Source organism: Curtobacterium sp. AC273, assembly GCF_979253735.1.
Genome location: NZ_CEEDDU010000002.1, coordinates 100,173 through 118,490, shown reverse-complemented (window position 1 = coordinate 118,490; position 18,318 = coordinate 100,173). Strand labels below are relative to the sequence as shown.

Below are 18,318 nucleotides of genomic sequence, written 5' to 3'. Positions count from 1 at the left end.
CCCGGGCCGGCCTCGGCCGGCACGGTGCCCTCGACCGCCGAGGCCTGCTCGGCCTGCGCGGCCTGCTCGCTCGGCTCGGCCGCTCGGTCACGGTCCGGTCACCCGCGGGCGCAGGCGGCTTCGACCGCGATGTGCCGCGGGTGCTCGGCGTCGGACGCGTGCCCGGCGAGCGTCGCGGACTCGGGGACGTCACGGTCGAGGTGACTCGCGCTGTGCCGGGGAGCGCCGGGCAGGTCTTCTCCGGGGCCGGACACGAGCGGTTCGTACCGCGGGGTGGCGGCCTTCGGTGCGGGGACCTGCGGCGCGGAGCCCTCCGGTGCGACGTGCTGCGCGAGGTGGGTGGGGCGGGGCGTGTCCGACGGCATCCGACGCGGGAGCACGGGCGGCGGGGGCGGCGGGACCGGCGGCACGCTGGGGCCCTGGCCCCGGTTCGTCGGCGCTGCCTTCGGTGCGTCGTCCTCGGGGTGGGTGTCGGTCATCGGCAGGGTCCCTCCACGACGAGCAGGTGCACGGGTTCCTGGACACGCGTCCAGGCGGACGTAGTTCGACGAGCCCCAGACCCAGCGCTGCCCGGTCACGACGTCGCGGACGTCGAACTGCTGCTCGGGGTCGAGCCCGAGCGCGGCGAGGTCGAGGTGGACCGTGGTCTCACGGGCCGAGTGAAGTCGACGTTGGCGACGACGATCACGGTGTCGTCGCGGCCCGAGCGGATGAACCGGCCGGGCAGGTGCTTCGAGTAGACGACGATCGCCGGGTCCTCGGCGTCGTGCACGTGCAGGTTCCCGCAGCTGCCGGAGTGCGGGGTGCGCCTGCCGGAACCGGTTGAGCATCGTGACGTACGGCGCCAGGCTCGCGCCCTCGGCCTCGGCCAGGGCGAAGTCGCGCGGCTTGTACTCGTACTTCTCGTTGTCGATGTTCTCTTCCGAACCCGGACGGGCGACGTCCTCGAAGAGCTCGTACCCGGCGTACATGCCCCACGTCGGAGCGCCCGTCGCCGCGAGCGCGGCACGGATCTTGTAGCCGGCACGTCCGCCGAACTGCAGGTACTCCGTGAGGGTGTCCGGGGTGTTCACGAACAGGTTCGGACGCAGGTACGCGCTCGTCTCGTGGGACAGCTCGTCGAAGTAGTCGGCGATCTCGTCCTTCGTGTTCCGCCACGTGAAGTACGAGTACGACTGCTGGAAGCCGACCTCGGCCAGGGCCCGCATCATCGCCGGGCGGGTGAACGCCTCGGCGAGGAACACGGTGTCCGGGTGCTCGTCGCGGATCTCGCGGATGACGCGCTCTCCAGGGCCAGAGCGGTTTCGTGTGCGGGTTGTCGACGCGGAAGATGCGGATGCCGAACGCGATCCGGTGCCGGAGCACCCGGAGGACCTCGGCGACGATGCCCTCCGGGTCGGTGTCGAACTGGATCGGGTAGATGTCCTGGTAGCGCTTCGGCGGGTTCTCGGCGGTCGCGATCGAGGCGTCGGCCCGCACCGTAGAACCACTCGGGGTGCGCGGTGACCCAGGGGTGGTCGGGGGAGCACTGCAGCGCGAAGTCGAGCGCGACCTCCATGCCGGTGTTCTTCGCGGTCTCGACGAAGTCCTGGAAGTCGTCCTCGGTGCCGAGGTCGGGGTGGATCGCGTCGTGCCCGCCCTCGGGGCCACCGATCGCCCAGGGGCTGCCCGGGTCGTGCGGGCCGGGCGTGAGCGTGTTGTTCGGCCCCTTGCGCGCGGTCGTGCCGATCGGGTGGATCGGTGGCAGGTAGACGACGTCGAAGCCCATCCGGGCGACGCCGGGCAGCCGGCGGGCCGCGGTGCGGAAGTCGCCGCTCTTCCAGGAGCCGTCGGCGTTCTTCTTCGCGCCCTCGCTCCGGGGGAAGAACTCGTACCAGGCGCCCACTCCGGCACGGGTGCGCTCGACGTCGAGCAGCTGCGCGGGGAGTGCGTCCGGAGGGGACGTGAGCGGGGCGTCCTCGACCTCGCCGGTGATCCAGGGATCGTCGACCGCAGCGAGACGCTCGGCCGGGTCGAGGTCGGTGTCGCGCACGCGTTCGGACGCGCGGCTGGCGGCGGGGGAGCCGGTCTCCTCGGCGAGGCGGTCGAGCAGCAGCGCGCCGTCGAGCAGGGTCGCCTCGGTGTCGACGCCGGCTGCGATCTTCAGGCGTGCGGCGTGCAGCCAGCGTCGCCCAGTCGTCGGAGTACAACTCGACGTGCCACGACCAGACGCCGACGTGGTCGACCTGGACGGTCGCTTCGTACCGGTCGGTGCCCGCGGCGACGAGGACCATCGGCACGGTGCGCGTGCCGCCGTCGAGGCGTTCGATCACGAGGTCGGCGCCGATGATGCCGTGCCCCTCGCGGAAGACGGTCGCACCGAACGTGATCACCTCGCCGTCGTACGCCTTGCCGGGGAATCCGTTCGGGGTCGTGGGGGCGAGCTCGGTGATCGGGATGCGCCCGATCTTCGGACGGCGGGGTCGGTCTGCGGTGGCCACGGAGCCGACGCTACCCGGCGAGCGCCTCCACGTTCCCCGGAATCCGCCCTCTGTGGAGGGCCGGGCGCGCCGTGGGGCTGTGGAGGGACGGCCTGGAGGCGCGTGGCGACGCCGCCACGCGCCTCCAGGCCCGTGGTCGGCCGCGACGGGCGTGACGGCAGAACGCGCGCGACGGAGCGCGAAGCGCGCCCGTCGCTACGCGATCTCGAAGACGTGGATCCCCGGCCCGTACGCCGTGAAGACCTGCCCGGCGGGACGGGGCCGCTCGTGGTCGCGGTGCTTCTCGCTGGACCAGACGAGCCGGTAGCCGACGACGTCCTCGCGGACCGGCAGGGTGAGGTCGCGCGTGCGCCCGCTGCCGTGCACGACGACGAGCACGCGGTCGTACGGCTCGTGCTCCGGCGTCGACTCGACGAAGTACTGCAACGCCCGGTGGATCGGCTGGTCCCACCCCTCGAGCGTCATCGGGTGGCCGTCCGGCCCGTACCAGGACATCCGGGACGCCCCCGGTGTCTCCTGCCCCTCGACCCCGAAGCGCGTCGGCCGGAGCGCGGGGTGCGCTGCCCGGAGCCGGGCGAGGGCGGCGACCACCTCGGTCATGGCCTCGGTGTCCTCGTCGTCGGACCAGTTCACCGGCGTGAGGTCCTCCGACACCACGTAGGCGTTGTTGTTGCCGTGCTGGGTCCGGCTCCGCTCGTCGCCGGCCGTGAGCATCGGCACCCCGGCCGACAGCATCAGGGTGCCGAGCAGGTTGCGCATCGAGCGGCCCCGGGCGGCTCGCACGCCGCGGTCGGCGGTGTCGCCCTCGATCCCGTGGTTGAACGAGCGGTTGTCGTTCGAGCCGTCGCGGTTCTCCTCGCCGTTCGCCTCGTTGTGCTTGCCGTCGTACGACACCAGGTCGAGCAGCGTGAAGCCGTCGTGGGCGGTGACGAAGTTGATCCCCGCGAGCGGACCACGGGCGGTGCCGAACAGGTGCCGCGACCCGGTCAGGGCGCCGGCGAGCGCGCCGATGCCGGTGGCCCGGGGTGCCGTTGCGGCGCTCCTCGGCGATGTCGGTCAGCCAGAACTGCCGCACCGTGTTCCAGGAACCCGTCGTTCCACTCGCTCGTGTGGTCTCCTGCCGCGCCGAAGGAACCGGTCTTCCGGCCGTCGGGCCCGAGCGTCCCACGGTTCGGCGATGACGAGCGTGTCCTGCAGGTCGGGGTGGTTCGGATCCGGTCGAGGAGCGGGTGCTGCGGGTCGAAGACGTGGTGGGCGTCGCGGGCGAGTGCTGCCATCAGGTCGAAGCGGAACCCGTCGACCTGCACCTCGCGTGCCCAGCACGCGAGGCTGTCGACGATGAGGTCCGCGGTCGCCTCGACCGAGGTGTCGAGGGTGTTCCACGCAGCCCGTGGTGTCGAAGTACGAGGCGGCCTCGCCGGCCGGCGACCACCGGTACCGGTTCGCCCCGTCGATGCCGCGCAGCGGCTGAGGTCGGACCGCCCAGGCCCTCTTCCGCGGTGTGGTTGTAGACGACGTCGAGGACGACCTGGATGCCGGCCTCGTGCAGCAGCCGGACCATCCCCTTGAACTCGCGGAGGACCGCCGAGGCCCCGTCGGCCCGGGCACCGGGGAGGCGTGGGCCGCGTGCGGGGCGAAGAAGCCGAGGGTGTTGTAGCCCCAGGCGTTCTCGCGGCCGGCGTCCTGCAGCCGGTGCTCGGTGTCGAAGGCGTGCACGGGCAGGAGCTCGAGCGTCGTCACGCCGAGGCGGTGGAGGTGCGCGATGGTGCTCTCGTGCGCGATGCCCGCGTACGTGCCGCGCAGGTCCTCGGGCAGGTGCGGGTTCGCGGCGGTGAGGGTCCGCACGTTCGCCTCGTACACCAGGGTCCGGTCGAGCGGGGTGCGCGGCTTGACGACGCCGCCCCAGTCGAAGGACTCGTCGACGACGACGCTCGTCCAGCGCGCGGCGTGCGCCGCCGGCGCTTCCGTACCCGTCGCGTCGCCCGCGCCCGCCGCGGGGTGCGGCGCCGGCGCGATCCCGCGTGCGGCCGGGTCGAGCAGCGGCCGGGTGGCGTCGAACTCGTGCCGCGGCCCGGTCGGCCCGTCGACGAGCAGGTGGTACGTGTCGCCCGGTTCGACCCCGGCACGTCCGCCGCCCGGGTGTCGCCCGTGTTCGTCAGCGGGAAGGAACCGCGCCCGTCCACCACCAGGGTGACCGAGGTCGCCGTCGCCGACCGCACCGAGAAGCGGGCGCCACCGGTCCCCAGGTGGAACCCCGGGACCTCGTCCACAACCGTCTCGCGCATGAGGACCAGGGTACGAGGACCCGCGGGTATCCTGGAATCGCTCGTTCGGGAGGGTGCAGCTTGACGGTCTACCTCGACCACGCCGCGACGACGCCGATCCTGCCGGAGGCGCTCGCCGCCTTCACGGCTGCCCTCGGCACCGTCGGCAACCCCGCGTCGATCCACAGCGCGGGGCAGCAGGCGAAGATGCTGCTCGAGGACGGCCGATGCAGCCGTCGCGGCGTCGCTCGACGCCGACCCCGTCGAGGTGGTCTTCACCTCCGGTGGCACCGAGAGCATCAACCTCGCCGTGAAGGGGCTCTTCTGGGCCCGGCAGCAGGATCGGCCGCGTCCCCATCGTCGTCCCGGGCGGCGAGCACCACGCGACCGTCGACACGGTGGAGTGAGCTCGAACGCCACGAGGGCGCGGTCGTGGACGTGGTCCCGTTGGACGCGCAGGGTCGCGTCGACCTCGCCGGCCTGGAGGCGCGACTCGCCGACGCCTCGGACGTCGCCCTGGTGACGTTCCTCTCCGAGGCGAACAACGAGGTGGGCACCATCCAGCCGGTGGCGCGGATCGTCGAGCTGGCGCACGCCGCCGGCGTGCCACGTGCACAGCGACGCGGTCGCCGCGTACGGGCAGGTCCCGGTCTCGTTCGCCGCATCCGGTCTCGACGCGCTGAGCGTGTCCGCGCACAAGGTCGGCGGTCCCGTCGGCATCGGTGCGCTCGTGCTCGGCCGGAAGGCGACGGTCGAGCCGCTCATCCACGGCGGCGGGCAGCAGCGACAGGTCCGGAGCGGCGCACGGGACGCCCCGGCGGCCGCGGCGTTCGGTGTCGCGGCGGCGGTACCGCACGCGCCGGTGACCGCGATGCGTGACGGGCTCATCGCCGGTGTGCGGGCGGCCGTGCCGTCCGCGGTGCTCATGGGGGACCCGGTCGACCGGCTGCCGGGCAACGCGCACTTCACGTTCCCCGGGTGCGAGGGCGACTCGTTGCTGTTCCTGCTCGACGCCGCGGGGGTCGCCGTGTCGACCGGCTCGGCGTGCCAGGCCGGCGTGCCCGAGGCGTCGCACGTGCTCCTCGCGATGGGGTTGTCCGAGCAGGACGCCCGTGGTGCGCTCCGGATCACGCTCGGGCACACCACCACCGATGCCGACGTCGACGCGTTCCTCGCGGCGCTGCCGGATGCGGTGGCCCGTGCCGGTGCTGCGGGCATGGCGTCGCGGGCACCGTTGCTCGGGCGGTAGGCCCGACGCGCTCCGCCTCGTGCACAATGGCGCTGTGTCCCTCCGCGTGTCCGCCGTCGTGCTGTTGGTGGTGCTCGTGGGGACGACGGCGTCCGGCTGCGTCGCGGCCGGCCAGCGCGACGGCGTCCTCACGCTGTCGGGGTCGGACGCGGTCGAGCCGCCGACGTGCACTGTCTCAGCGCCGGTGAGCGTCGAGACACTGGACGGGACGGACCCGCAGGCCTGCCTGCCGTTGGGCCAGGAGCTCGTGTTCCCGGACGGCTACCGGACGCAGGTCGGTGAGTCCTCGGGCAACTCCGGCAGTTACCCCGGGGCGGGGTTCGCCTACCCACTGGGTGACCGTCGGCCGCTCGAGCATCGGACGACTGCTCGGAGGTGCAGCGATGGGGAGCACCCGGAAGCGCTCCGACGTCTCGACGAGGCGTTCGCACCCGGATGGGCGTGCGAGGACGCGGAGCCGTCCGACCGTGGCTGACCACGACCGCCGACTCGTGGACCTCTACGACGACGACAACCCGGACGGTCCCGATCACGACTTCTACCGGGCCATCGCCGACGAGTCGGGCGCGCGTTCGATCATCGACCTCGGCTGCGGCACGGGCATCCTCACCGTGACCTTCGCCGGTACGGGGCGGCGTGTCGTCGGCGTCGACCCGTCGGCCACCATGCTCGACCACGCCCGCCAGCGGCCCGGCGCCGGGTCGGTGACGTGGATCCTCGGCGACAGCCGGCAGGTCCCGGTGTGCCCTGACGAGCCCGCCGACCTCGCCGTCATGACGGGGAACGTCGCCCAGCACATCGACGACGAGGACTGGGCACGCACCCTCCGGGACCTGCGCGGGGCGCTCCGACGCGGCGGGACCCTGGCTTTCGAGAGCCGCAACCCGTCGGCCGAGGCGTGGGGCGGGTGGACCTCGAGCGAGCGGACCACCCGCGACACCGCCCACGGGCCGCTCGAGGAGTGGTCGCGGGCCGACGAGGTCTCGCCGCGGGTCGTCCGGCTGATCGCGTCGAACCGGTTCCTGCGCACCGGCGAGACGGTCGTCGAGACCCAGACGCTCCGCTTCCGGACGCGCAGCGAGCTGGAGCGGCAGCTCGATGCCGCCGGGTTCACCGTGACCGCGGTGTCCGGCGACTGGCGGCGCGGCCCGGTCGTGGACTCGTCCGCCGTCCTCGTCGTCACCGCTTCTGCCCGGTGACCGATCCGGCGGACGCGAGCCGCGCCTCCAGGCGGTCTGCCGTGTCGGACGCGCGCCGGTAGGATCGGTGACCATGGTCGAACTGGACTTCAACGAGCAGATCTCCGCCCTCCGCGAGACCTTCGGGAACATCCGCTCGGTGGTCGACGTCGACCGCCTGCAGCGCGAGATCGCCGAACTCAGCGAGCAGGCCGGGGCCCAGGACCTCTGGGACGACGTCGAGCACGCGCAGCAGGTGACGAGCGCGCTGTCCCACCGGCAGTCGGAACTCAAGAAGATCACCGACACCGAGCAGCGCATCGACGACCTCGAGGTGCTGGTCGAGATGGCGAACGAGGCCGAGGACCAGGAGTCCGCCGACGAAGCGGTCGCCGAGCTCAAGGCGATCCAGAAGACGATGGGCGACCTCGAGGTGCAGACGCTCCTCGACGGCGAGTACGACGACCGCCCCGCCGTGATCACGATCCGTGCGGGCGCCGGTGGCGTGGACGCCGCGGACTTCGCCGAGATGCTCATGCGCATGTACCTCCGGTACGCCGAGCAGCACGGCTACAAGACCACCGTGATGGACACGTCCTACGCCGAAGAAGCGGGCATCAAGTCCGCGACGTTCGAGGTCGACGCACCGCACGCCTTCGGCACGCTGTCGGTCGAGGCCGGCACCCACCGCCTCGTCCGGATGTCGCCGTTCGGCGCGGCCGGCAAGCGCCAGACCTCGTTCGCCGCGGTCGAGGTCATCCCGCTCATGCCGGAGACCGCCGTCATCGACATCCCCGAGAACGACATCCGCGTCGACGTGTTCCGCTCGTCCGGCCCCGGCGGGCAGTCGGTCAACACGACGGACTCCGCGGTCCGCCTGACCCACATCCCGACCGGCACCGTCGTCTCGATGCAGAACGAGAAGTCGCAGATCCAGAACCGTGCCGCCGCCATGCGCGTGTTGCAGTCGCGCCTGCTCCTCCTGAAGAAGGAAGAGGAGAACGCGAAGAAGAAGGAGCTCGCCGGCAACATCACGGCGAGCTGGGGCGACCAGATCCGTTCCTACGTCCTCGCGCCGTACCAGATGGTGAAGGACCTCCGGAGCGAGCACGAGGTGAACAACCCCTCAGCCGTGTTCGACGGCGACCTGGACGGCTTCATCAACGCGGGCATCCGCTGGCGGAAGCAGTCGGTGGACTCCTGAGCCGCGCGCCTCGGTTGATTTCGAGGGCGGGCGACCTACCCTGATCCGGTCATGATCAAATTCGACCAGGTCACCAAGGTGTACTCGGGCAACCCGAGTCCCGCCCTCGACGCCATCTCCCTCGAGATCCTCAAGGGGGAGTTCGTCTTCCTCGTGGGGTGCATCCGGGTCCGGCAAGTCCAGCTTCCTCCGCCTCGTGCTGAAGGAGGAGAAGCCGTCGCGCGGGCAGATCCACGTGCTCGGACAGCGCCTCGGTTCCCTGTCCTCGCGCAAGGTCCCGTACTTCCGTCGCAACCTCGGCGTCGTCTTCCAGGATTTCCGGCTCCTGCCGAACAAGAACGTCTTCGACAACGTCGCGTTCTCGCTGCAGGTGATCGGCAAGAGCAAGGGCTTCATCAGCGAGGCCGTCACCGACGTGCTGAAGCTCGTGGGGCTCGCCGGCAAGGCGACCCGCATGCCGCACGAGCTCTCCGGCGGTGAGCAGCAGCGTGTGGCGATCGCCCGTGCCGTCGTCAACAAGCCGGCGATCCTGCTCGCCGACGAGCCCACCGGCAACCTCGACCCGACGACCTCGGCCGGCATCATGGCGCTCCTCGAACGCATCAACCAGGGAGGCACCACCGTGCTCATGGCGACCCACGACGCCAGCATCGTGAACCAGATGCAGCGTCGCGTCATCGAGCTGTCGAACGGCACGATCCTCCGCGACGAGCAGTCCGGCGGGTACCAGACCCAGGCCGTCCCGATCCAGCGCGGCTCGGGCGTCTCGAACACCACAGGCATCCAGACCATCCCGGGGATCATCCGATGAGGCTCGGGCTCGTCATGTCCGAGGTCGCCTCGGGCCTGCGTCGCAACGCGTCGATGGTCGTCTCCGTCGTCCTGGTGACCTTCATCTCGCTCACCTTCGTGGGCACCGCGATCCTGCTCCAGATGCAGATCAACCAGATGAAGGGGTACTGGTACGACCGGGCGCAGGTCGCGGTCTACCTCTGCACCGACACCGACACCACGGGCAACTGCACCGGCGCGAAGGCGACCGACGACCAGCGGCAGCAGGTGCAGCAGCAGCTCGACTCGTCGACCCTCAAGCCGTACATCGAGAAGACGTACTACGAGGACCAGGACCAGGCGTTCGACCGCTTCAAGCAGCAGTTCAAGGACTCGCCCGCGACGGAGTTCGTGAAGCCCGAGTACCTGAACGAGACCTTCTGGGTGAACCTGAAGAACCCGTCGCAGGCCGACGTGCTCGTCGAGAGTCTGTCGAAGGTCGCCGGCGTGCAGAGTGTGGTCGACCAGCGCGGCTACCTGCAACCCATCTTCAACCTGCTCAACGCGTCGTCGTACACGGCGATCGGCATCGCCTCGTTGATGCTCATCGCCGCGGTGCTCCTCATCGCCACCACCATCAGGCTGTCCGCGTTCAGCCGAAGGCGAGAGCTCGGCATCATGCGGCTCGTCGGAGCGTCGAACCGGTTCATCCAGACACCGTTCGTGCTCGAGGGGGTGATCGCCGCGGCCATCGGGGCGGTCCTCGCGGGTGGCGCGATCGTGGCGGTGGTCTGGTTCTTCGTCCGGAACTACCTGTCGCAGCGGTTCTCCGGGACGGCGTTCATCGGCATGGGTGACGCGGCCATCGTGGTGCCGGCGGTGATCGTCATCGGGGTCGTCCTCGCGGCGCTCTCGGCGCTCATCGCGATCCGCCGCTACCTGAAGGTCTGACGCGCCCCGCTCCCGCACTCGCTCTCGCGCGTCGGTCGATCCGGCCGACGACGCGCGGCACGCCGGGAAGGTGCACCGCCCCCTCGTGGGTTGAGTAGTCTGTAGGGCTGGCAGCACCGCCGGGTCGACCAGCACCGGGCAGCGAGAGGAGACACGCATGGCGAAGGAACGCGGCGAGAAGATCGTGGCGACGAACCGTCGTGCGCGTCACGACTACCTCATCGAGGACACGTACGAGGCCGGCATGGTCCTCTCCGGCACCGAGGTGAAGTCGCTCCGCGAAGGGCGCGCGTCGCTCGTCGACGGGTACGCCTTCATCGACGGCGGCGAAGCGTGGCTCGACGCGGTGCACATCCCCGAGTACACCGAGGGGACGTGGAACAACCACGCACCGCGGCGGAAGCGGAAGCTGCTCCTCCACAAGCAGCAGATCGTCAAGATCTCGCACAAGACCGCACAGGGCGGGTACACGCTCGTGCCGCTGCAGATCTACTTCCACGACGGCCGGGCCAAGGTCGAGATCGCGGTCGCGAAGGGCAAGCGCGAGTTCGACAAGCGCCAGGCGCTCCGCGAGAAGACCGACAAGCGCGAGGCCGAACGGGCCATGCGCACCCGCAACCGCGTCGGCGAGTGACGCTGGCGCGGACGCCCTCGGTCGACTAGACTGAGGGACTGCTCCTCCGGGAGCGACCTGGTAACTCAACAGCGTGACAGCGGCTCGCACGTCCGGCCCGCATGGGGATGATCGGTTTCGACATTGCCTGTGTGCCGACGGGAAGCGGGCCGAGGACCCACGGTCATCTCGTGAACGATCCGTGGAAAACAACAAGTGCCAATTCCAAGCGCACTGACTTCGCTCTCGCTGCGTAAGCAGCCCAGCGCATGAAGTCCGTCGGCCAGGTGATCGTCTTCTAACCTGAGTTCCGGCGTCATCCAGAGGACTTGCTGCACGGTTGCGCCTCGGGGCCGTGCGGGACTTGCACTGAGACTGGGCCCGTCGTCCTAGAAGCCGGTAGCAAAGGACGGGGCCGAGCAGAACGAATCATCCGGATACGCCCGTAGAAGACGTCGAATTGCAGCGATGGACGGGGGTTCGATTCCCCCCATCTCCACCATTCGCCGGTCGTCGAGCCGCTGTCGTGCTGAACGCCCCGTCATCGTCCCCCAGGACGAAGGCGGGGCGTTCGTCGTCGTGTCACGTCGGGGGACTACGCTCCGGGGCAGGCGCGGGAACTCGCTCGTGCCGGTCGGCGAAACGAGAGGTCCGCACGTGGTGCAGGAAATCGCGATCCGTGTCCGTCTGCGCGAGCAGGAGCGAGTGGGGCTCGCCGAGTACGAGCGGATCGTGGGGTCCGTCGCCACGGTCGCCGCGGTGATCGCGTGGCTGCCGACACCCGAGGCCCGGCTGGTCGTCCGAGGGCGCGGGGCCGAACCGGTCCGTCTCGAGACGCTCTCGTACGGTTCGACCTTTGAGATGCTCGTCGTGCTCGACCAGCGCAGTGCCGCCGTCGAGCGTGCCGGCGCCGCCGTCGCCGCGCTGATCGAGTCCGTTCGGCACGAGCACGTCGAGGACGACGTGTCCGGTATCGCCGGCGAGCTGGACCGGCTCGACCGTTCGGCGCCTCGCGGCCGTTCGGTCGTCGAGCAGTCGCTCCGAGCCTTTCTCGAGGGTGCTCGGTCCGACGTGCTCGCCCGGAAGTCGACGACCCGGCTCCGCGCTGCCCAGGCGCTGCTCCGGCTCGCCGAGGACGGTGCGGAACTCGTCGTCGAGCGGGTGGAGGACGCCCTGGCCCCGGTCGTCGAGGAGCAGGCGGTCGACGTGCTCGAGGACACCGGCAGCGCGGTCGTGGTCGAACCGGTCGACGGACTGTCGCTGCCCGACGACACGGACGACACGGACACGGTCTCCGTCCACGACGACGAGCCCGAGCAGCCGAGCGAGAAGAAGAAGAAGTCGTCGAAGAAGCAGGACGACAAGAAGAAGACGTCGAAGAAGGACAGCAAGAAGAAGGACGGCAAGAACAAGGACGGCAAGAAGAAGGACGGCAAGAAGAAGGACGGCAAGAAGAAGGACAGCAAGAAGGGCAAGAAGTAGCCTGAGTGCTTGTACAGCACCATTGTTTCCATCGTGTTAAAGAATCCGGCCAATCGGCTGACACGGTGCCAGAGTCGATGAGCGCGGTTCCTGTTCGCGGGGCCGCGCTCACTCGACAGGAGCAACAGTGGCTACAACGACACAGGCGCTGCCGGACTCCGGCCTCAAGCGCAACGTCGGCTTCATCGGGCTCATCTGGGCCTCGACGGGGTCGATCATTGGCTCCGGCTGGCTCTTCGGCTCGCAGGAGGCGCTGAAGACCGCCGGACCGGCCGCGATCATCTCGTGGCTCATCGGCGGCGTGGCGATCCTCGTCCTCGCACTCGTGCACGCCGAACTCGGCGGCATGTTCCCGATCGCGGGTGGGACCGCACGGTTCCCCCACATCGCGTTCGGTGGCGTCGCCGGGGCCTCGTTCGGCTGGTTCTCGTGGCTACAGTCGGTCACGGTTGCCCCGATCGAGGTCGAGGCGATGATCAAGTACGCGCAGCACTGGCAGTTCGCGCACCCGTGGCTGCACACCACGACGGTGGACGGTGAGACGCAGCAACTCCTCACCGGTGCCGGCATCGCGGTCGCCGTCCTGCTCATGGCGGTCGTCACGGTGATCAACCTGCTGAGCGTCAAGATCCTCGCGAACACGAACTCCGCGGCGACCTGGTGGAAGGTCGCCATCCCCCTGCTCGTCATCATCGTGCTCGCGTTCAGCGGCTTCCACGGCTCGAACTTCACGGCGGCGAACGGCTTCATGCCCGAGGGCGCGAAGGGCATCCTGGCGGCCGTCTCGACGTCGGGGATCATCTTCGCCTTCCTCGGCTTCGAGCAGGCGGACCAGCTGGCGGGCGAGGCGAAGAACCCGAAGCGCGACATCCCGCGCGCGGTCATCGGCTCGGTGGTCATCGGCCTCGTGATCTACCTGCTGCTGCAGATCGTGTTCCTCGGCGTGCTGCGCCCGGCCGCGATCCAGGGCTCGTGGGCGACGGCGGACTTTACGAAGTACACCGGTCCCTTCGCCGACATCGCGATGGCGGCGGGCCTCACCTGGCTCGCCGTGATCATCTTCATCGACGCGATCATCTCGCCGGCGGGCACGGACCTCATCTACGTGACGGCGACGTCCCGCATCTCGTACGGACTCAGCCGCAACGGCTACTTCCCGAAGGCCTTCGAGTGGACGACGAAGCAGGGCGTGCCGTGGGTCGGGCTGATCGTCGCGTTCGTCGTCGGGTGCGCGTGCTTCGCACCGTTCCCCTCGTGGCAGGGGCTCGTCAGCCTCATCACGAGTGCCTCGGTCCTGATGTACGCGGGGCTCCGCTGGCCCTCGGGGCGTTCCGGAAGCGCATCCCCGAGATCGAGCGTCCGTACCGGATGCCCGCCGCGACGATCCTGTCGCCGATCGCGTTCATCGTCGCGAACCTCATCATCCTCTGGACCGGGTGGGACACGGACTGGAAGCTCGGCGTCGCGATCCTGATCGGCGCCGTCGTGATCGTCCTGAACAACGTGTTCGAGGGAAGACGAGCGTGCAGCCCCGTTGGGACTGGAAGGCGGCCCAGTGGCTGCTGCCCTACCTGATCGGCATGGGCCTCATCGTCTTCCTCAGCGACTTCGGGCCGCTGACGAACCCGGTGTTCCCGCTGTGGATCGACATCGTCGTGGTCGCGGTGTTCTCGCTGGTCATCTACTACTGGGCGATCAACTCCGCCTCCGATCGCGAGGAGATCCTCCGCACGACCGACGACGTCCGCGATGTGGAGGAGTCGGGGGTCGTCGAGCCCGTCCACCACTGATCGATCCGATCGCATGACGCAACGGGAGCGGTTGCTCGCAGAGGGATACCGCTGCGAGGAACCGCTCCCGTTGCGTGTTCGCGGGAAGGGCGGGGCAGGCGGGGCGGCGGCGGGGGCCGCGGCAGGCCGCGACTAGAAGTCGAACAGGTTCGCCCGGATGCCTCCGGCGCCGTACTCCCGACGCAGGAGCCCACGGTGCCGGAGCACCGGCACGAGGTCCCCGAACATCCGGTAGACCTGCGCCGGGTGCAGGTCGCCGGAGAAGATGATGCCGTCGTTGTCGGCGTCGGCGCCGAGCTCCTCGATGAAGTCGGCGAACTCGTCGGCGGTCCCGACGAAGCCCTCCCGCGAGGACACCCGCCCCTTGCGCGCCTTGCGCTCCAGCAGCGTGCGCAGCGGCGCGTCCGGGGTGTCCCCGAGCAGCCCGCGGATCGTGCCGGCGGAGACGTGGTCGCCGAAGGTCCCGTCCGGCACGGGAGCATCGAGGTCGAGCGCGAGCAGGTCGGTCTCGGAGTCGCTCGACCAGGCGATCGCCGCGGTGCGCAGGTCGTCGTCGGACAGGTGCCGTGACGCGTCGACGATCCGGTCGGCCTCGGCCGGCGACGACACGATCTCGGGCTTGAGGACGAACAGGATGCGCAGGTCGTCCGCCGTCCGTCCGGCCGCAGCAGCGGCACCGATCACACGAGCGCGGTAGTCGCGCACGGCGGCGGCGGACAGCGGCGCGAGCGCGAGCTGGACGTCCGAGTGCGTCCCCCCGAACCCGAGCCCCCGCCCCGAACCACCGGGGGAGACGACGATCGGGTCGGAGCCCATCGGCAACGCGTTGAGCGGGCCGTCGGCGGTGAAGTACGCGCCCTCGTGGTGGAACGCGTCGAGGGCGTCGCCGTCAGCGAAGTGCCAGTCGGAGGGATCCCCGACGTACCCGGACGATCCCCACGATCCCCACAGCCGACGCAGCAGGGTGATCCACTCCTCGGCGCGGTCGTAGGCCTGGTCGTGCGGCAGCGGCCCGAGACCGGCGTGCCGCGCGCTCCCGGTGTCGGTCACGACGTTGATGCCGAGCCGCGACCCGGACAGGTGCGCGAGCGTGGCGAACTGCCGTGCCGCGAGGTACGGCGGCGTGATGCCCGCGTTCACCGTCGGTGCGATGCCGATGTGCGACGTCGCGGCGAAGAGGTACGGGGCGAGGAGCAGCGGGTCGTGCTTCGGCCCGCCGTACGCCTGCCGGATGCGCAGGTCGAGGGTGGAAGGGTTGCCGAGCGAGATCGCGTCCTCGGCGATGACGAGGTCCATGCCGGCCTGTTCGAGCGCCCGGACCGACTGCTGGTACAGGTCCGGCTTCGTCCAGTCGTGCCCCCAGTCCCAGTCGGCGCGGCCCCACGCCTGCGGGCCGAAGCCGCGCGAGAAGAAGTACCCGAAGTGCTGCAGCTCGGCCATGGTCAGAGTTCCTCGGCGATCACGTGGTCCTGCGGAACGGCGTGTGTGAGCGACGCGAGGTCCGCGGCGGACTCGACCCGTGCCTCCAGGCCGACGGCACCGTCTGCGGAACGCACGGCGGCGAACCCGCGTTCCAGGTCGCGGATGAGGTCCGCGACGTCCTCGATGCCGACCGACAGCCGGATCAGCCCGTCGTCGATGCCCTGTTCCGCTCGTTCCTCCGGGGTGCGGCCGGCGTGCGTCGTCGTGGCGGGGTGCAGGATGAGCGACCGGACGTCGCCCAGGTGGGTCATCCGGCTGAACAGCTGGACCGTGTCGATGAAGGTGCGCGCGGCGGCTTCGCCGCCCGCCAGCGTGAACGCGAAGACGGAGCCGGCACCGCGCGGCAGGTAGCGCTGGGCGAGGTCGTGGTACGGACTGGAGGCGAGACCCGCGTGGTCGACGCTCGTCACGTCCGGCTGCTGGTCCAGGAACTCCGCGACGGCCAGCGCGTTCGCGCTGTGGCGTTCCACCCGCAGGCTGAGCGTCTCGATGCCCTGGCGCAGCAGGAAGGCGTTGAACGGCGACGGGGTGGGACCGATGCGCGAGGCGACGACGTCCCGCGCGAACACGACGTACGCCCGGGAACCGTAGCGCTCGACGTAGCTCTGGCCGCCGAGGGACCGCTCGGGGCTGGTGAGGTGGGACCAGCGCTCGGGGAGGCGGACCAGTCGAACGTGCCGCCGTCGACGACCACGCCGCCGAGGCCGGCACCGTGGCCGGACAGGAACTTCGACGCCGAGTGCACGACGATGTCGGCGCCGTGCTCCACCGGCCGGACGAGGTACGGCGTCGCCAGCGTGTTGTCGACGATGAGGGGGACCCCCGCACGGTGCGCGGTGTCGGCGACGCCGGTGATGTCGAGGACGTCGTTCTTCGGGTTCGGGATCGTCTCGGCGAAGAACGCCTTCGTGTTCGGACGGACGAGTCGCGCCCACTCGTCGAGGTCGCGCGCGTCGGCGACGAAGTCGACCTCGATGCCGAGCCGGCCGAGGTTCTGCACGAGCAGGCCGCGGGTGCCCTCGTAGATGCTCCGCGCACTGACCACGTGGTCGCCGGCCTGCAGGATCCCGAGGAACGCGATCGTCGCCGCGGCCTGGCCGCTGCCGACCAGGATCGACTCGACGCCACGCTCGAGCAGGGCCACCCGGCGTTCGACGTCGGCGTTCGTCGGGTTGCCGAGCCGCGTGTAGGTGTAGCCGTCGTCGGTGCCGGCGAAGCGGTCGCGGGCCTGGTCGAAGTCGTCGAAGAGGAAGCCCGACGACATGTGGATCGCGGGGACCCGTGCACCGTGGCCGGCGTCGGGCTCGAACCCGCCGTGCACCTGTTCGGTCGCGAAACCGTGCTCATCGTCCGCCACGGGACACCTCCTGCCGTCGTGCCCGTACTCTCGCAGGCTTCGCCGCAGCGCTCCTGATTGCGGCGTCGGGTTACGGCGGCGCGCTCTGCCACGATGGGAGGCATGGTGGACGACGACGCGACCCTGCTCATCCGTGACGTACGACCGTGGGGAGGGGACCGCGCCGACGTCGTCGTCGCGGGCTCCCGCATCGCCGCCGTCACCGCTCCCGGTGCGGTGCCGGACGGCACCGCGACCGTGGTCGAGGGCGGCGGGCGACTCGCACTCCCCGGGCTCGTGAACACCCACGCGCACGTCGACAAGAGCTGGTGGGGACACCCGTGGGAGTCCTACGGCGGCGAGGGCGGCACCGAGGGACGCATCGCCCACGAACGGGCCCGTCGAGACGCCCTCGGCATCCCCGGCGAGGCCGTCGCCACCCGGGTCCTCCGCGAGTCCCTCCGCACCGGCACCACGCGCGTCCGCACCCACGTGGACGTCGACCTCGGTGTCGGGCTCCGCGGGATCGAGGCCGTCCGCGCCGCCGGTGCCGCGCTCGACGGCGCGGTCGAGCTGTCGATCGTGGCGTTCCCGCAGGACGGCGTCCTCCGCCGGCCCGGCGTCCTCGACCTGCTCCGGCAGGCGGCGCTCGCCGGTGCGGACCACATCGGCGGGCTCGATCCGTCCCTCATCGACCGCGACCCGGTCGGACAGCTCGACGGCCTGTTCGCCATCGCCGCCGACACCGGCTGCGGCATCGACGTCCACCTGCACGAGCCCGCCGAGCTCGGCGCGTTCTCGTTCGACCTGGTCCTCGATCGGGTGGAGCGGTTGGGCATCGCACCGGGGAAGGTGAACATCGCGCACGGCTTCGCGATCGTCGACGTCGAACCGGTCCGGCGCCGTGACCTGCTCGCCCGGATGGCGGCACTGGGCGTCACGATGACGACCGTCGCCCCGGTCCGGCTCAAGCAGCTGCCGTTGCACGAGTTCGACGAAGCCGGGGTCCGCTTCGGCTTCGGCACCGACGGCATCCGCGACCTCTGGAGCCCCTACGGGGACGGCGACCTGCTCGGCATCGCGTGGCAGTACGCGCGGGCCGGTGGGGTCGTGCGGGACGAGGACCTCACGCGCGTCGTGCAGATCGCCTCGCGCGACGGCGCCCGGTTCGTCACCGACGAGGAGCACGACCTCGTCGCGGGAGCCCGCGCCGACGTCGTGCTCGTCGACGCGGAGAACCCGATGGACGCCCTCGTCCGCCGGGTGCCGCGGTCGCTCGTCGTCGCGGGCGGCCGGGTGTTCGACCCCGCGGAGCTGGCGCAGCACCCCTGGGAGTGACGCGCGGAACGCGCGAGCCGGCTCCGCGCCGTCTGCGACATCGCACGAGTCGATCGACACGTGGGACGTCGCAGTATGCGCATGCATCCGGTGCGGGCGCATGCGACGACGAACCACCGGGTGATCGACGCGTGGGACGTCGCACCATGCGCACGCACCGGCCTGGAGGCGCGTGGCGGC

The 18,318-nt window shown here is 70.6% G+C and carries 15 protein-coding genes, 1 other RNA gene and 3 pseudogenes; 12 read left to right on the top strand and 7 right to left on the bottom strand.

Translation table 11 applies throughout. From position 1 onward, the window contains the following. Window positions 1-98: 98 nt before the first annotated feature. The 4 genes and pseudogenes from ACZ8AI_RS03430 to ACZ8AI_RS03415 form a co-directional block, all read right to left on the bottom strand. Complete coding sequence (locus ACZ8AI_RS03430; protein WP_464856581.1) at window positions 99-479, bottom strand: hypothetical protein; 381 nt, start codon at window positions 477-479, stop codon at window positions 99-101. After that, window positions 476-2,447, bottom strand: a pseudogene (locus ACZ8AI_RS03425) (maltotransferase domain-containing protein). Before ACZ8AI_RS03425 ends, ACZ8AI_RS03430 begins: the two are co-directional and overlap by 4 nt. Before the next feature lie 228 nt (window positions 2,448-2,675). Further along, window positions 2,676-3,374: a hypothetical protein gene (locus ACZ8AI_RS03420; RefSeq protein WP_464856579.1), complete on the bottom strand. Its 699-nt coding sequence runs from the start codon at window positions 3,372-3,374 to the stop codon at window positions 2,676-2,678. A gap of 162 nt (window positions 3,375-3,536) precedes the next feature. Further along, the gene (locus ACZ8AI_RS03415) at window positions 3,537-4,340 is read right to left on the bottom strand and encodes a hypothetical protein (protein WP_464856577.1); all 804 of its coding nucleotides are present in this window, start codon (window positions 4,338-4,340) and stop codon (window positions 3,537-3,539) included. 485 nt (window positions 4,341-4,825) lie between these two features. Between ACZ8AI_RS03415 and ACZ8AI_RS03410 the strand changes: the two are divergent. The 11 genes and pseudogenes from ACZ8AI_RS03410 to ACZ8AI_RS03360 all read left to right on the top strand — a co-directional run bounded on the left by ACZ8AI_RS03410 (window position 4,826) and on the right by ACZ8AI_RS03360 (window position 13,982). Further along, window positions 4,826-5,993: pseudogene (locus tag ACZ8AI_RS03410) on the top strand (cysteine desulfurase family protein). A 19-nt stretch (window positions 5,994-6,012) separates the two neighbouring features. Then, window positions 6,013-6,468 (top strand): hypothetical protein, encoded by a 456-nt coding sequence (locus ACZ8AI_RS03405; RefSeq protein ID WP_464856575.1) that lies wholly within the window; start codon window positions 6,013-6,015, stop codon window positions 6,466-6,468. After that, entirely contained in the window at window positions 6,461-7,192 is a 732-nt protein-coding gene (locus tag ACZ8AI_RS03400) for a class I SAM-dependent methyltransferase (protein WP_464856573.1), read from the top strand. The genes ACZ8AI_RS03405 and ACZ8AI_RS03400 overlap by 8 nt, the downstream gene beginning before the upstream one ends. Window positions 7,193-7,265: 73 nt before the next feature. Further along, a complete protein-coding gene (gene prfB / locus ACZ8AI_RS03395) occupies window positions 7,266-8,375 on the top strand; it encodes a peptide chain release factor 2 (RefSeq protein WP_464856571.1) in 1,110 nt (369 codons plus the stop codon). Window positions 8,376-8,426: 51 nt separating this feature from the next. Beyond that, window positions 8,427-9,186, top strand: a pseudogene (gene ftsE / locus ACZ8AI_RS03390) (cell division ATP-binding protein FtsE). After that, window positions 9,183-10,097 (top strand): permease-like cell division protein FtsX, encoded by a 915-nt coding sequence (gene ftsX / locus ACZ8AI_RS03385; protein WP_071293328.1) that lies wholly within the window; start codon window positions 9,183-9,185, stop codon window positions 10,095-10,097. The pseudogene ftsE and the gene ftsX overlap by 4 nt, the downstream one beginning before the upstream one ends. Window positions 10,098-10,254: 157 nt before the next feature. Continuing rightward, window positions 10,255-10,731 carry an SsrA-binding protein SmpB gene (smpB, locus tag ACZ8AI_RS03380; RefSeq protein ID WP_022907777.1) on the top strand — a complete coding sequence of 159 codons (477 nt, stop codon included), beginning with the start codon at window positions 10,255-10,257 and terminating at the stop codon, window positions 10,729-10,731. Window positions 10,732-10,834: 103 nt separating this feature from the next. After that, window positions 10,835-11,212, top strand: a transfer-messenger RNA (tmRNA) gene (gene ssrA / locus ACZ8AI_RS03375). A 155-nt stretch (window positions 11,213-11,367) separates the two neighbouring features. Further along, a complete protein-coding gene (locus ACZ8AI_RS03370; protein ID WP_464856568.1) occupies window positions 11,368-12,192 on the top strand; it encodes a hypothetical protein in 825 nt (274 codons plus the stop codon). A gap of 127 nt (window positions 12,193-12,319) precedes the next feature. After that, window positions 12,320-13,666 (top strand): APC family permease, encoded by a 1,347-nt coding sequence (locus ACZ8AI_RS03365; protein WP_464856566.1) that lies wholly within the window; start codon window positions 12,320-12,322, stop codon window positions 13,664-13,666. Further along, window positions 13,629-13,982, top strand: coding sequence for a hypothetical protein (locus ACZ8AI_RS03360; RefSeq protein WP_464856564.1), 354 nt, complete (start codon window positions 13,629-13,631; stop codon window positions 13,980-13,982). Before ACZ8AI_RS03365 ends, ACZ8AI_RS03360 begins: the two co-directional genes overlap by 38 nt. Before the next feature lie 132 nt (window positions 13,983-14,114). Here the strand turns inward: ACZ8AI_RS03360 and ACZ8AI_RS03355 are convergent, their stop codons facing one another. Genes ACZ8AI_RS03355 through ACZ8AI_RS03345 form a run of 3 tightly spaced genes read right to left on the bottom strand, consistent with a single transcriptional unit; the run spans window position 14,115 to window position 16,821 of the window. Next, a complete protein-coding gene (locus ACZ8AI_RS03355; RefSeq protein ID WP_464856562.1) occupies window positions 14,115-15,422 on the bottom strand; it encodes an LLM class flavin-dependent oxidoreductase in 1,308 nt (435 codons plus the stop codon). A gap of 2 nt (window positions 15,423-15,424) precedes the next feature. Continuing rightward, window positions 15,425-15,955: a PLP-dependent transferase gene (locus tag ACZ8AI_RS03350; RefSeq protein WP_464856852.1), complete on the bottom strand. Its 531-nt coding sequence runs from the start codon at window positions 15,953-15,955 to the stop codon at window positions 15,425-15,427. Next, window positions 15,871-16,821, bottom strand: coding sequence for a PLP-dependent transferase (locus ACZ8AI_RS03345; RefSeq protein ID WP_464856560.1), 951 nt, complete (start codon window positions 16,819-16,821; stop codon window positions 15,871-15,873). The genes ACZ8AI_RS03350 and ACZ8AI_RS03345 overlap by 85 nt, the downstream gene beginning before the upstream one ends. A 102-nt stretch (window positions 16,822-16,923) precedes the next feature. Here ACZ8AI_RS03345 and ACZ8AI_RS03340 point away from each other — a divergent pair, with 102 nt between their 5' ends. Beyond that, window positions 16,924-18,138 carry an amidohydrolase family protein gene (locus ACZ8AI_RS03340; protein ID WP_464856558.1) on the top strand — a complete coding sequence of 405 codons (1,215 nt, stop codon included), beginning with the start codon at window positions 16,924-16,926 and terminating at the stop codon, window positions 18,136-18,138. Window positions 18,139-18,318: the final 180 nt, after the last annotated feature.